Source organism: Pasteurella testudinis DSM 23072, assembly GCF_900176075.1.
Lineage (GTDB): Bacteria > Pseudomonadota > Gammaproteobacteria > Enterobacterales > Pasteurellaceae > Chelonobacter > Chelonobacter testudinis.
Genome location: NZ_FWWV01000001.1, coordinates 1 through 13,929 on the forward strand (window position 1 = coordinate 1; position 13,929 = coordinate 13,929).

A 13,929-nucleotide genomic window follows, 5' to 3' on the forward strand; every position below is an offset into this window, starting at 1 on the left:
AATGGTATCATCGACCGGGATGCCGCGCTCAAAAGGTAAATATTGACGCAACCACGCCAAATGATATTCCCCGAACCGTTTAATGTCCGTCCAACCTTCCGCACCGGAAATGACGGCGCTCATGGTCAGAAAAATGATTTCAAGAAAAGGATATTTTTGGTTGATATCTTTACGCGGGTCTTCCAATTGACCGAAAAAGCGGAATAAGTCCATGACGTTACCTTGTATTTTAACGTATTAAAGGCTTATTAGATCATATTTTGAGGAAAAGTGCGATCTTGCCCTGGCGGTCTTGACGGAAGTGCGGTAAATTTACTGGTAATTTCCGGCTGGCTATGGTATAAAATGCGCCGTTATTCCGAACCGTCGGAATGGCATTATGATTAACTAAGACTTCACACACATATCACACACTGTCAGTCGGGGTGCCAAACGGTCGATGCGACAGGATATGTGGAGGCTAAACCCCAATTAAATAAGGAATTTATCATGGCACAAGTTTCAATGCGCGATATGCTGCAAGCAGGCGTACATTTCGGTCACCAAACTCGTTACTGGAATCCAAAAATGAAATCTTACATTTTCGGACCACGCAACGGCGTTCATATCATCAACCTGGAAAAAACCGTTCCGATGTTCAACGAAGCATTGGTTGAGTTGACCCGCATTGCAGGCAACAACGGTAAAGTGTTGTTTGTCGGTACCAAACGTGCAGCTACCGAAGCAGTAAAAGACGCGGCATTAAGCTGTAACCAATACTTTGTCAACCACCGTTGGTTAGGTGGAATGTTGACCAACTGGAAAACCGTTCGTCAATCAATCAAACGTTTAAAAGATTTGGAAGCACAGTCTCAAGACGGCACTTTTGAAAAATTAACCAAAAAAGAAGCGTTAATGCGTGCGCGTGAGATGGAAAAACTGGAATTAAGTTTAGGCGGAATCAAAAATATGTCCGGTTTGCCGGATGCGATTTTCGTTATCGCTGCCGATCACGAACACATTGCAATCAAAGAAGCCAATAACTTGGGCATTCCGGTATTTGCGGTTGTTGATACCAATACGAATCCGGATGGTGTTGATTACATTATCCCGGGTAACGACGATGCGGCGCGCGCAATTCAATTATATTTGACAGCGGCAGCGGCAGCAGTCAACGAAGGTCGTGCGCAGTCTAACCCAACCGTAACAGAAGAAAGCTTTGTTGAAGCGGAAGCAGCCGTAGAAGCAGCAGCTGAATAATGTTATCGGTAATAAGGCTGTTTGCCCTTATTAACCACACGAATTAATTGGTTAGCAGGGGGCTTTATGTTCCCTGCTTTTTTATTCAAAGTGCGCTTATTTTTACAATAGGTTGTACGGACAAGAGGATTAAAAAATGGCTGATATTACAGCGGCATTGGTAAAAGAACTGCGTGAGCGTACCGGCGCAGGTATGATGGAATGTAAAAAAGCCTTGGTGGAAACCAACGGTGACATCGAATTGGCAATCGACAATATGCGTAAATCCGGTCAAGCAAAAGCGGCGAAAAAAGCCGGTCGTGTTGCAGCGGAAGGCGTGATCTTGGCACGCGTTGACGGCGGTTACGGCGTGTTGGTTGAAATGAACTGTGAAACTGACTTCGTTGCCAAAGATGCCGGTTTCTTGGCATTGGCAAACAAAGTGGCCGATGCGGCGTTAGCGGGTAAAATCACCGATGTCGAAGTGTTGAAAGCGCAATTTGAAGAAGAGCGTGCGACCTTGGTTGCCAAAATCGGCGAAAACATGAATATCCGCCGTGTGGCTGCGATCAGCGGTGACGTGGTGGGTTCTTACCTGCACGGCGCGAAAATCGGTGTGTTGGTTGCGGCAACTAATGCGAATGATGAATTGGTTAAACAAATCGCGATGCACGTTGCGGCGAGCCGTCCGGAATTCGTGAAACCGGAAGATGTTTCTGCGGAAGTGGTGGCGAAAGAGCGTGAAATCCAAGTGGCTATCGCCATGGAATCCGGCAAGCCGCGTGAAATCGCAGAGAAAATGGTTGAAGGCCGTATGAAGAAATTCACCGGCGAAGTCTCTCTGACCGGTCAACCGTTCGTGATGGATCCGTCCAAATCTGTCGGCGATTTGCTGAAAGAGAAAGGCGCGGACGTTTCCGGCTTTATCCGCTTTGAAGTGGGTGAAGGCATTGAGAAAGTCGAAACCGACTTTGCCGCTGAAGTGGCAGCGATGCAAAAAGTGTAATACTGAAATAAAAGGCGAGGAAACTCGCCTTTTTAATGAATTTTATTTGTAATGATTTTGGGATAGAAAAGTTTTGATCAAATAGTAATGCTATTCGATCAGCACTTTGAACAGAGCGAGGAACAAAAAATGGCTACACAACCGGCATACAAACGTATTTTATTGAAATTAAGCGGCGAAGCCTTGCAAGGCGAAGAAGGCTTCGGCATTGATCCTTCGGTATTGGATCGCATGGCGATTGAAATTAAGGAATTGGTCGATTTAAACGTGCAGGTAGCGTTGGTGATCGGCGGTGGGAATCTGTTTCGTGGTGCAAAATTGGCTAAAGCGGGCATGAATCGTGTGGTGGGTGATCACATGGGAATGCTGGCGACAGTGATGAACGGCTTGGCGATGCGCGATTCGTTGCACCGTGCCGAAGTGAATGCCAAATTGATGTCGGCGTTTCCGTTAAACGGCGTATGCGATACCTACAGCTGGGCGCAAGCGATTCGTCTGTTGAACCAAGGGCAGGTAGTGATTTTTTCCGCAGGTACCGGCAACCCGTTCTTTACCACCGATTCCGCCGCCTGTTTGCGCGGTATTGAGATCGAAGCGGACGTGGTATTGAAAGCGACCAAGGTAGATGGTGTGTATGACTGCGATCCGGCGAAAAATCCTGATGCCACGCTATATCATAATTTGAGCTACCAAGATGTTTTGGAAAAAGAGTTGCAAGTGATGGATTTGGCGGCATTTACGCTGGCACGCGATCATAATGTACCGATTCGGGTGTTTAACATGAATAAACCGGGGGCGCTAAAACGTGTTATTATGGGTGAAGCCGAAGGTACATTAATCAGCCACGAATAATCAGCCACGAATAATTTAGCCTCGAATAATCGGCCATTGATAATCTATAGCGGAATAATTGGTTGTTCGGCTAGGTTGTCAATCTTGATTTGTCGGCGAGAATAGGTTAAAAATAGCTGTTTATAACATCATAGTAGCAACTGAGAAAGGAAAAGAGCGTGATTAACGAAATTAAACAAGATACTGAACAACGCATGGAAAAAAGCATTGAAGCGTTTAAAACTCAGATCTCTAAAATCAGAACCGGCCGTGCCCACCCAAGTCTGTTAGACGGCATTCAGGTTGAATATTACGGTGCGGCAACGCCATTACGCCAGCTGGCGAATGTGGTGGCGGAAGACGCACGAACCTTGGCGGTGAGCGTGTTTGACCGCTCTTTGATTCAGGCGGTGGAAAAAGCGATTATGTCGTCGGATTTGGGGTTGAACCCGTCATCTGCGGGTACTACAATCCGAGTTCCGTTACCGGCGCTGACTGAAGAGCGTCGCCGTGATTTAACTAAAATCGTGCGCGCTGAAGCGGAGCAAGGCCGTGTTGCGGTGCGCAATATCCGTCGTGATGCCAATGATCAAATCAAAGCGTTGTTGAAAGACAAAGAGATCAGCGAAGATGACGAGCGCAAGGCGCAAGACGTGATTCAAAAACTGACTGACGCTTTTGTGAAGAAAGTCGATGACGCCTTGGCTGACAAAGAAAAAGAGCTAATGGAATTTTAATGCTGTTTAAGGCTTTATTTATTGTGAAAGTGCGGTTGTCATTGAGGTGGTAACCGCACTTTTGGTTTTTATGCCCTAAAATAGTGATGTTTGTTTTCCCCCTTCTGCGGTGCCTGAGCGTGTGTGAAATTTGTAGGGAAATTTTTTTGTTTGAGCGAAGCGAGTCTGCCCGCAACGCGGGCGAATTAAAAATTTTCCGTTAAGCAAATTCACACTAAGCGAAGATCAGCACCGCAATAGGGTCGCCTTTCTTTTGCATACTTTTCTTTGGCGAAGCAAAGAAAAGTATGGTCGCCATCGGCGAAATACGATGTGGGTGGCAAGAGAAATGTGATAAATTTCAATATATTTCAATTTTTTCAATACGGTGATCTATGCAACAAAATATCGTGATTCTGGGTTCGACCGGTTCGATCGGTAAAAGCACTTTATCGGTGATCGAACACAATTCCGAAAAATACCGCACTTTTGCGCTGGTCGGGGGACGCAATGCCGAGTTGATGGCGCAGCAGTGTTTGGATTTCCAACCGCACTTTGCCGTGATGGCGGATAGCGAAGCGGCGAAACAGCTTAAACAACGGTTAAGCGAAAGTGCGGTTAAGACAGAAGTCTTGAGCGGTGAGCAGGCGATTTGTGAAATTGCGGCGCACCCTGAAGCGGACTGCGTGATGGCGGCGATTGTCGGCGCAGCAGGTTTACGTTCAACCTTGGCAGCGATTCAAGCCGGAAAACGAGTGCTGCTCGCCAATAAAGAATCACTGGTCACCTGCGGACAACTGTTTATAGATGAGGTGGCGAAATCGGGCGCAACCTTGTTACCGGTGGACAGCGAACACAACGCGATTTTCCAAGCGCTGCCGCAGAGCGAACAGCAGCGGATCGGGCATTGCCGATTGCACGAAAGCGGTATTGAACGCATTATTCTGACTGGTTCGGGCGGGCCGTTTCGCCATACCGCACTTGAAGATTTTGCTGCGCTCACGCCGGCACAAGCGGTGGCGCACCCGAATTGGTCGATGGGGCATAAAATTTCGGTGGATTCGGCGACCATGATGAACAAAGGTTTGGAATATATCGAAGCCCGTTGGTTGTTCAACGCCTCCGCCGAACAGATGGAAATTATCATTCACCCGCAATCGATTATCCACTCGATGGTGCGTTACAGCGATGGCAGTGTATTGGCGCAAATGGGCAATCCGGATATGCGCACCCCGATCGCCCACACGCTAGCCTACCCCGACCGCACTTTTGCCGGCGTTGCGCCATTGGATTTCTTTAAACTTAAAGAATTGACTTTCATCGAACCGGATTACCAACGCTATCCGAACCTGAAATTGGCCATTGACTGCTTTGCCGCAGGGCAATATGCCACCACCGTGATGAATGCGGCGAATGAAGTGGCGGTTGCGGCTTTTCTGCAAGGCCAAATCCGTTTTACGGATATTGAACAAATAAATCGCCGCACAGTGGAACAATTTCCGTTTTCCGCTATCAAACAAATAGAAGATGTGTTTGAAATCGATCAAAAAGCACGGCGATCGGCACAACAACTGATTTTAGCTTTTTAAGTTATTTCAGGCTTGTGATATAGTTAGCCGGATATTATTTTTAAATTTGGATAGTTATGAACGAACGTTTAACTTCTGTAGCGATTCCTATGTCCGTCGAGCGAAAGGGACAGATGCCGAAACATGTTGCCATCATTATGGACGGCAACGGACGCTGGGCGAAGGAAAAAGGAAAGCTACGTCTGGTCGGGCATAAAAACGGCGTGCAGGCGGTGCGCAAAGCGGTGGCGTTTGCGGCGGAGCAGCGGATCGAATCGTTGACCTTATACGCCTTCAGCAGCGAAAACTGGGCACGACCGGCAAGCGAAGTCAGCGGCTTGATGGATCTGTTTATGTTGGCGCTGAATCGCGAAGTAGGGAAATTACACAAAAACAATATCAAATTACAGATTTTGGGCGATGTCAGCCAATTTAGCCGCGCGTTGCAAAAGAAAATCGCCGAAGCCGAAGCGTTGACCGCCGCAAACAGCGGTTTGATGTTAAATATCGCGGCTAATTACGGCGGTCAGTGGGATATTGTGCAAGCCGCGCAAAAGTTAGCCGAAAAAGTCAAGCGGGGCGAGCTGGAAACGGCGATGATCAGTGCCGCCGTGTTTCAAGAGCAGCTGGTGACAGGACGGCAGGCTCCGGTGGATTTATTGATCCGTACCAGTGGTGAACAGCGCATCAGTAATTTTTTACTGTGGCAACTGGCTTATGCCGAATTGTATTTCAGCCCGGTGTTATGGCCGGATTTTGATGAGCAAGAATTTTCCAACGCAATTGTGGCGTTTCAACAGCGTGAGCGCCGTTTTGGCGCGACAGACTGATCATCAATAATTCAATAATAAGAAAGGGGAATCTTAGGTGCTTAAACAGCGTATTATTTCTGCGATAGCATTACTTATTTTTGTCATAGCGGCCTTGCTGCTGTTTTCACCCTATGCATTTGCTTTAACCGTCGCGGCGATTGTGGTGCTGGGCGTGTGGGAGTGGTGCCAGTTTGCCAAACACAAAAATGATATATGGCGTTGGTTGATCACCGGATTATCCGCTTGCGCTTTATTTATGATCATTTTTTCTTACCGCGATTATATTAATGCCGGTATTGTGCTGAACAGTGATACGGTTTGGTTGTTGGTTGCCGCACTGCTTTGGTGGCTGTTGGCGTTACTGTTGGTGGTGAGCTACCCGAATTCCAGCAAATATTGGCAGAAACCGGCGTTGTTACAACTGTTTTTCGGTTTCTTCACCTTAATGCCTTTTCTATTCGCTTTACTGGCGTTGCGTTTGTACAACTATAACCAAAACAGTTATGAGGGGTTGCTGCTGCTGTTGTATGTGCTGATTTTGATTTGGAGCACAGATACCGGCGCCTATTTTTGCGGCAAAGCCTTTGGTAAACATAAATTGGCACCGCACGTTTCACCGGGTAAAACTTGGCAGGGCGCCATCGGCGGCGTGGTTGTCGCATTGATTATTGGTATCGTTTTTGTGCAGTTTACCCCAAGCAACTTTGTTCTGCGTCACTTTTCACAGCCAACATTATCGGCAATCTCTTTTGGAACTGTTGCGATTTCGATTCTCGGTGATTTAACCGAAAGCATGTTTAAACGCCATGCCGGCATTAAAGACAGCAGCCAGTTGATTCCGGGACATGGTGGCGTCTTGGATCGGATTGACAGCCTGACGGCGGCGTTGCCGTTCTTTTGTGCCATGTTCTATTTTTATCGCTAAGGAAATCGCATGATGTCTTCGCTTTGGTATGTTTTCGCTTTCCTGATCGTGATCAGTGTACTGGTGTTTGTGCATGAGTTCGGACACTTTTGGGCAGCACGAAAGTGCGGTATTAAAGTGCTGCGCTTTTCGATCGGTTTCGGTAAAGTGTTGTGGCGCCGCACCGATAAGCAGGGGACGGAGTTTGCCCTCTCCCTGATTCCGTTAGGCGGTTATGTCAAAATGTTAGACAGTAAGGCGGAAGCCGTTGCCGAAGCCCAGCGGGAGCAGGATTATAGCAGCAAATCGGTGTGGCAACGGGTTTTTGTGATTGCCGCCGGCCCGTTGGCGAATTTTATTTTTGCCGTGTTGGCATACTGGGCGATTTATATGATCGGCGTGCCGACGGTGAAGCCGGTGATTGAAAGCGTTATGCCCGACTCGATTGCTGCACAGGCGGGATTGCAACCGGATAGCCAAATTTTTGCAGTGGACGGAAAAGCGGTGGAAGATTGGACTACGGTGAATATGTTGCTGACGACTAAGGTCGGCTCATCGCAGGTGGTGTTGACGGTCGCCCCTTTCGAACAACCGCAAATGCGGCAAGAGAAACGTTTGGATTTGAGCGCTTGGCACTATGAACCGCAACAGCAGTCTGCATTTGCGGCGTTGGGTATGGTGCCAAAGAGCGGTAAAGTGGAGCTCACCGTATCGAAAATCACAAAAAACTCGCCGGCGGCAATAGCCGGCTTGCAGGTTGGTGATAAAATTCTGACGGTTAATGGGCAAACGTTGCCATGGCAAGAGTTGGTCCAGACCATTCGCCGTCATTTGAATCAGCCCTTGCAATTCCAAATCGAGCGCAATCAACAAATTTTCACCTTATTGATGACTCCGATCAACAATAAAGACGGTCACGCCTATGTCGGATTTTCCCCGACTTTTGAACCGTTGCCGCAGCAGTACCGCACCGAATTAAAATATGATATTCTAAGCGCCTTGCAGCAGGGCGTGGAAAAAACGGCGGAATTATCGCTGGTGATTGTCAAATTGGTTGCAAAATTATTCAGCGGTGATATTTCGTTGAATAATATCGGCGGGCCGATTTCGATTGCTCAGGGCGCCGGAATGTCATTGGACAGCGGTTTGGTGTACTACCTCAGTTTTATGGCGCTGATCAGTGTCAATTTAGGGATCATGAATTTATTTCCATTGCCGGTATTGGACGGCGGACATTTGCTGTTTTTGGCGGTTGAAGCCGTGCGCGGACGTCCGGTGACGGACAAGGTGAGAGAAGTTTTTTTCAAAATCGGTGCGATGTTATTGCTTATCCTGACATTTTTTGCCGTATTTAATGATATTATACGCTTTATTTGATTTTGAACCGAATCTCAGACAATCTGAACATTTTATTTAACAGGGCTTATTGAACAGGAAAGCTACAATGAAAAAACTCCTAGTGACCAGTTTACTCTTAAGCAGTGCCAGTGTATTGGCGGCGCCTTTCACCGTACAGGATATTCGGGTAGAAGGTACTGATCCGGTAACCGCTGAAAACATTATTGCCGGTCTGCCGGTTAAAGTCGGACAGCGTGCCAATGATCAGGATTTATCGCAAATCGTACGCAGTCTATTCTTGCGTGGCGGTTATGAAAACGTGGAAGCGGTGCGCGAAGGCAATGCCTTGGTTTTACGCATTCAGGCGCGCCCTTATATCAGTTCGCTGGAAATTGAGGGTAACAAGCAAATACCGAAAGATGCCTTGGAAACCAATTTGCGTGAAAACGGCATTGCCAAAGGGGAAATTCTGGAGCGGGAAAAATTGGAATCGTTCCGTCAGGAATTGCTCAATTATTACCATTCCGCCGGTTACACTAACGCCGAAATCAATACCATTGTTGATGATTTGGGGCAAGGTCGGGCAGCGTTGAAATTAGAAATTAAAGAAAACGACGGTGCTTTGGTTAAAGAGATTAACTTTGTCGGCAACAATGCTTTTAGCGACAGCAAATTACTCGACCAAACCGAAATTCAACCGGATGTGTCATGGTGGAATATTTTTTCCAGCAGCAAATTCTCGAATCCGAAATTTGAAAAAGATCTCAACACGTTGCGGGATTTTTATCTGAACCAAGGTTATGCCAAATTCAAAATTGTTGATACGGACGTGCAATACAGTGATGATAAAAAAGACATCAATTTGACGATCACAATGGACGAGGGTGAAAAATACACGATTAACGATGTACGGATTATCGGCGATACCGCCGGTATGAGCGCCGATTTGAATCAATTACTGGCAAATATCAAGCGTGGCGAGCAATTCCGCGGCAACACGGTCAAGGCTATTGAAGACGGGATTAAAAATACCTTGGGCGCACGTGGCTATGCCAATCCGCAAATTACTATCCAACCGGACTTTGATGACGCCAACCACACCGTTGATTTAATCGTGGTGGTTGATGCCGGCCGCCGTTATTATGTGCGTTCTATCCGCTTTGAAGGTAACGATGTCAGTGCGGATTCGACATTGCGCCAAGAAATGCGCCAACAAGAGGGCAGTTGGTTGTCGACCGCACTCATCGAACAGGGAAAATATCGTTTGGAAAGAACCGGTTTCTATGAAACGGTGGAAAGTCAAACCTTGGCGGTACCGGGCGTCGATGACCAACTGGACGTGTTGTATAAAGTGAAAGAGCGCAACACCGGCAGCATTAACTTCGGGATCGGTTTCGGTACCGAGAGTGGTTTAAGCTATCAAGCCAGCGTGAAACAAGATAACTTTCTGGGAATGGGGTCATCGGTCAGTTTGTCCGGCGTGAAAAATAAATATGCCACCAGTGTCAATCTGGGGTATACCGAACCGTACTTTACCCGTGACGGCGTGAGTTTGGGCGGAAATATTTTCTATGATACCTACGACTATAAAGACAGTGATACCACCGCCTCTTACGCGCGTACCAGTTATGGTATCAACGGCACGTTAGGCTTTCCGGTGAATGAAAACAACTCCTATTATTTGGGCGTCGGTTATGTGCATAACAAACTGAAAAACATGTATCCGGAATATAACCGTGCCCGTTATTTACGCTCGATGGGCGTCAATGACTGGAGAATCAAAAGCGATGACTTTGAATTCAGTCTGGGGTGGAATTATAACACGCTCAACCGTGGCTTTTTGCCGACTAACGGGACTCGAGCCAGTATCGGCGGGAAAATTACGATTCCCGGTTCCGATAACAAATATTATAAATTAAGTGCGGATATCACCAGCTTCTATCCACTGAATTACGATCAGACCTGGGTGTTATCGGGGAAAGCCACGCTTTCTTACGCGAACGGCTTCGGCGATAAAAAATTACCGTTCTATCAAAACTATAGCGCCGGTGGTATCGGCAGCTTGCGCGGATTTGCCTACGGTGCGGTCGGGCCAAGAGCGATTTATAATACCCAGAGCGGTGCTTCGGTTAATGATCCTGCCAGAAATTACAACAATATCAACTATGATGTCGTCGGTGGCAATGCTATGGCGACAGCGAGTGTTGAATTGATTATGCCGACTCCGTTTGTCAGCGATAAAAACCAAAATACGGTCAGAACGTCGTTATTTGTTGACGCGGCCAGTGTTTGGAACACCGAATGGAAGAAAGACAAGGCGAATTTGTTTACGCAAGGCAATATTCCGCAACGTATTACTGACTATGGTGATCCTAGCCAAGTCAGGGCTTCCGCCGGTTTGGCCTTCCAGTGGAACTCGCCGATCGGGCCGTTGGTTTTTTCGTATGCCAAGCCGATCAAAAAGTATGAAGGTGATGAAATCGAGCAGTTCCAATTCAGTATCGGTGGTAGTTTCTAATCTTAAACGGCAACTTTTTATTTAAAATAGCGTCATATTAAACAGGCGGATTGATTGTGAATCCGCCGTATAAACTCAATAAGGGATATCATATGAAAAAAGTATTAAAAATCGCAGGTCTGTCTTTGGCTTTGGCACTAACTTCTTCATTGGCGACGGCAGCAGAGAATATTGCTTTTATTAACTCGGCTTATTTATTCCAAAACCATCCGGATCGCGAAGCTGCCGCAGACAAAATTGATGCGGCGCTAAAAGCACCGGCAGAAAAATTACAAGCCAGTGAAAAAGCGATTGTCACGAAGATTGAAGCCCTACAAAAAGAAGCACCGAAATTGCGTTCGGCGGATATTCAAAAACGCGAAGACGAAATCAATAAAATGCGTGAAGCCTATCAAAAACAGGCGGAAGAGCTGCAGGCGCAAAATGAAGAATTGCAGTATCAAGAAAGAGCAAAATTATTGGCCGATATCCAAACCGCAACCAACGAAGTGGCGGCAAAAAATAACTACAGCTATGTAATTGATGCCAATGCAATTGTCTATGCCGCTGCCGGTAAAGATATTACCGAAGAAGTATTAAAAGCAATTAAACCGGCTGCCGCAGAAGCTAAAAAATAATTTATGGCACAGTATTTATTACAACAACTCGCAGAACATGTCGGCGGCGAATTACGCGGCAATCCTGAAAGTGCGGTAGAAAGTATCGCCGCGTTGAATAAAGCCGAGCCTAATCAGCTGAGTTTTATTTCCAACGCTAAATTCCGCGAATTACTTGCGGACTCTAAGGCAGGCTGTTTGTTAGTCACCGCACAGGATATTGATTTTTGCCGTGCGGACAGCAATTTGATTATCGTTAAGGATCCTTACATTGCTTATGCGTTAATCGCACAATTAATGGACGCTACGCCTCAAGCGGCAAGCGGAATTGCCAAAAGTGCGGTTATTTCCGCTTCGGCAAAAGTGGGCAGCAATGTGGCGATCGGTGCGCATGCCGTGATCGAAGACAATGTTGAATTAGGCGATAATGTCGTTATCGGCGCCGGTTGTTTTATCGGTAAAAATACGAAAATCGGCGCCGGAACCCGACTTTGGGCGAACGTGACGGTATATCATGAGGTGGAAATCGGACAGGATTGCTTGATTCAATCTTCTTCCGTGATCGGTGCTGACGGTTTTGGTTACGCCAATGATAAAGGCAAATGGATCAAAATTCCGCAACGCGGGCAAGTTATCATCGGCAACCGCGTTGAAATTGGCGCTTGCACTTGTATTGATCGCGGTGCATTAGATGCGACGGTTATCGAAGATAATGTCATTATTGATAATCTGTGCCAAATTGCGCATAACGTGCATATCGGCACAGGTACGGCGGTTGCCGGCGGGGTGATTATGGCCGGCAGTCTGACCGTGGGTAAATATTGCTTAATCGGTGGCGCCAGCGTACTGAACGGCCATATGGAAATCTGCGACGGAGTGACGGTAACCGGCATGAGCATGGTTTTACGTCCGATTACCGAACCGGGGGTGTATTCTTCCGGTATTCCGGCACAAACGAATAAAGCATGGCGTAAAACGGCGGCGCTGACAATGAACATCAGTGAAATGAATCGCCGCTTGAAGACATTAGAACGAAATTACGACAAGTCATAAGTCAGCAACAAAATCATTTTTGCTACGGACAGTCTGCCGTAGCAATGGATATAATACTTAAGGGAATTAGAACGTGACAACTGAAAACAATCAAACCGATTCGCAGGCAAGAGAAGCGAAAATTGTCGATATTAATGAAATCATGCAGTTATTACCGCATCGTTATCCGTTTTTATTAGTGGATAGAGTCATTGATTTTGAAGAAGGCAAATGGCTGAAAGCGGTGAAAAACGTCACTGTCAACGAACCTTGTTTCACCGGTCATTTTCCGCAGAAACCGGTATTTCCCGGCGTATTGATTTTGGAAGCCATGGCACAGGCGACCGGCGTGTTGGCATTCAAAACGCTGGAACTGCCGAAAGACGAACTGTTCTATTTCGCTGCTATCGACAATGCCCGTTTTAAACGCCCTGTCGAGCCGGGCGACCAAATGATTTTAGAAGTTCACTTTATCAAGGAGCGCCGCGGCGTGACCCGTTTTACCGGTGTAGCGACGGTGGACGGAAAAGTGGTGTGCGAAGCCGAATTGATGTGCGCACGTCGTCCGATGTAAACCCACAAGCATAAACAGGATACGAGATGATTAATCCAACGGCGAAAATTCATAGTTCAGCGATAATCGAAGACGGAGCCAAAATCGGCGCCGATGTTGTCGTCGGCCCTTTCTGTATTATCGGTGCCGATGTTGAGATTGGCGAACGTACGGTGCTGCACTCCCATGTGGTGGTGCGCGGACACACCAAAATCGGACGGGATAACCAGATTTTTCAGTTCGCCAGCATCGGTGAGGTCAATCAGGATTTGAAATATAACGGCGAACCGACCAAAACCATTATCGGTGATCGTAACCGCATTCGTGAAAGCGTGACTATTCACCGCGGTACGGTGCAAGGCGGTGGAGTAACCCGCGTTGGGGACGACAATTTATTGATGATCAATACCCATATTGCCCACGACTGTCAGATTAAAAACCGCTGTATTTTAGCTAACAACGCCACGTTGGCAGGACACGTTGAACTGGACGATTTTGTGATCGTCGGCGGTATGTCGGCAATTCACCAGTTTGTCGTGATTGGCGCCCATGTAATGTTGGGTGGCGGTTCGATGGTCAGTCAAGACGTGCCGCCGTATGTGATGGCGCAGGGCAACCATGCACAACCGTTCGGTGTCAATTTGGAAGGGCTGAAACGCCGCGGCTTTGACAAACCGGCAATGCATGCGATCCGCAATGTGTATAAATTGATTTACCGCAGCGGCAAAACCTTGGAAGAGGTTATCCCTGAAATTGAACGGATTGCAGAAACGGAAGCCTCAGTCAGCTTCTTCCTGTCATTCTTCAAACGTTCGACGCGCGGAATTATTCGCTAAT

14 protein-coding genes are annotated in these 13,929 nt (G+C 47.2%); 13 read left to right on the top strand and 1 reads right to left on the bottom strand.

Annotated elements, in window-relative coordinates:
* A partial coding sequence (locus tag B8880_RS00005) for a transposase family protein (RefSeq protein ID WP_143933378.1) occupies positions 1-213 on the bottom strand: 213 nt, incomplete at its 3' end.
* A gap of 276 nt (positions 214-489) precedes the next feature.
* Here B8880_RS00005 and rpsB point away from each other — a divergent pair.
* The 13 genes from rpsB (at position 490) to lpxA (ending at position 13,928) form a co-directional block, all read left to right on the top strand.
* On the top strand, positions 490-1,239 hold the full coding sequence (gene rpsB, locus B8880_RS00010) for a 30S ribosomal protein S2 (protein WP_084255084.1): 750 nt from the start codon (positions 490-492) through the stop codon (positions 1,237-1,239).
* 136 nt (positions 1,240-1,375) lie between these two features.
* Positions 1,376-2,224, top strand: a complete 849-nt coding sequence (gene tsf, locus B8880_RS00015; RefSeq protein ID WP_084255086.1) for a translation elongation factor Ts — start codon at positions 1,376-1,378, stop codon at positions 2,222-2,224.
* A 129-nt stretch (positions 2,225-2,353) separates the two neighbouring features.
* Positions 2,354-3,076, top strand: coding sequence for a UMP kinase (gene pyrH / locus B8880_RS00020; RefSeq protein WP_084255088.1), 723 nt, complete (start codon positions 2,354-2,356; stop codon positions 3,074-3,076).
* A 158-nt stretch (positions 3,077-3,234) separates the two neighbouring features.
* Positions 3,235-3,792: a ribosome recycling factor gene (gene frr / locus B8880_RS00025; RefSeq protein WP_084255090.1), complete on the top strand. Its 558-nt coding sequence runs from the start codon at positions 3,235-3,237 to the stop codon at positions 3,790-3,792.
* Positions 3,793-4,166: 374 nt separating this feature from the next.
* Positions 4,167-5,360: a 1-deoxy-D-xylulose-5-phosphate reductoisomerase gene (gene ispC / locus B8880_RS00030; protein WP_084255092.1), complete on the top strand. Its 1,194-nt coding sequence runs from the start codon at positions 4,167-4,169 to the stop codon at positions 5,358-5,360.
* Between the two features lie 89 nt (positions 5,361-5,449).
* Complete coding sequence (gene uppS / locus B8880_RS00035; RefSeq protein ID WP_084255631.1) at positions 5,450-6,169, top strand: polyprenyl diphosphate synthase; 720 nt, start codon at positions 5,450-5,452, stop codon at positions 6,167-6,169.
* Between the two features lie 37 nt (positions 6,170-6,206).
* Positions 6,207-7,076 carry a phosphatidate cytidylyltransferase gene (locus tag B8880_RS00040; RefSeq protein WP_084255094.1) on the top strand — a complete coding sequence of 290 codons (870 nt, stop codon included), beginning with the start codon at positions 6,207-6,209 and terminating at the stop codon, positions 7,074-7,076.
* A 12-nt stretch (positions 7,077-7,088) separates the two neighbouring features.
* Positions 7,089-8,432, top strand: a complete 1,344-nt coding sequence (gene rseP, locus B8880_RS00045) for a sigma E protease regulator RseP (protein WP_084255633.1) — start codon at positions 7,089-7,091, stop codon at positions 8,430-8,432.
* A 67-nt stretch (positions 8,433-8,499) separates the two neighbouring features.
* A complete protein-coding gene (gene bamA, locus B8880_RS00050) occupies positions 8,500-10,911 on the top strand; it encodes an outer membrane protein assembly factor BamA (protein WP_084255096.1) in 2,412 nt (803 codons plus the stop codon).
* Positions 10,912-11,003: 92 nt separating this feature from the next.
* Positions 11,004-11,528, top strand: coding sequence for an OmpH/Skp family outer membrane protein (locus B8880_RS00055; protein ID WP_084255098.1), 525 nt, complete (start codon positions 11,004-11,006; stop codon positions 11,526-11,528).
* A 3-nt stretch (positions 11,529-11,531) separates the two neighbouring features.
* Positions 11,532-12,560 carry a UDP-3-O-(3-hydroxymyristoyl)glucosamine N-acyltransferase gene (lpxD, locus tag B8880_RS00060; protein ID WP_084255100.1) on the top strand — a complete coding sequence of 343 codons (1,029 nt, stop codon included), beginning with the start codon at positions 11,532-11,534 and terminating at the stop codon, positions 12,558-12,560.
* A gap of 73 nt (positions 12,561-12,633) precedes the next feature.
* A complete protein-coding gene (gene fabZ / locus B8880_RS00065; protein WP_084255102.1) occupies positions 12,634-13,113 on the top strand; it encodes a 3-hydroxyacyl-ACP dehydratase FabZ in 480 nt (159 codons plus the stop codon).
* A gap of 26 nt (positions 13,114-13,139) precedes the next feature.
* Positions 13,140-13,928 carry an acyl-ACP--UDP-N-acetylglucosamine O-acyltransferase gene (gene lpxA / locus B8880_RS00070; RefSeq protein WP_084255104.1) on the top strand — a complete coding sequence of 263 codons (789 nt, stop codon included), beginning with the start codon at positions 13,140-13,142 and terminating at the stop codon, positions 13,926-13,928.
* The last annotated feature ends 1 nt before the right edge of the window (position 13,929 follow it).

Excerpts from the sequence above, each read along its gene's own strand:
- ispC (WP_084255092.1), top strand. The coding sequence starts at position 4,167 with ATGCAACAAAATATCGTGATTCTGGGTTCGACCGGTTCGATCGGTAAA.
- uppS (WP_084255631.1), top strand. The coding sequence starts at position 5,450 with ATGTCCGTCGAGCGAAAGGGACAGATGCCGAAACATGTTGCCATCATT.
- B8880_RS00055 (WP_084255098.1), top strand. The coding sequence starts at position 11,004 with ATGAAAAAAGTATTAAAAATCGCAGGTCTGTCTTTGGCTTTGGCACTA.
- pyrH (WP_084255088.1), top strand. The coding sequence starts at position 2,354 with ATGGCTACACAACCGGCATACAAACGTATTTTATTGAAATTAAGCGGC.
- bamA (WP_084255096.1), top strand. The coding sequence starts at position 8,500 with ATGAAAAAACTCCTAGTGACCAGTTTACTCTTAAGCAGTGCCAGTGTA.
- tsf (WP_084255086.1), top strand. The coding sequence starts at position 1,376 with ATGGCTGATATTACAGCGGCATTGGTAAAAGAACTGCGTGAGCGTACC.
- lpxD (WP_084255100.1), top strand. The coding sequence starts at position 11,532 with ATGGCACAGTATTTATTACAACAACTCGCAGAACATGTCGGCGGCGAA.
- rpsB (WP_084255084.1), top strand. The coding sequence starts at position 490 with ATGGCACAAGTTTCAATGCGCGATATGCTGCAAGCAGGCGTACATTTC.
- lpxA (WP_084255104.1), top strand. The coding sequence starts at position 13,140 with ATGATTAATCCAACGGCGAAAATTCATAGTTCAGCGATAATCGAAGAC.
- rseP (WP_084255633.1), top strand. The coding sequence starts at position 7,089 with ATGTCTTCGCTTTGGTATGTTTTCGCTTTCCTGATCGTGATCAGTGTA.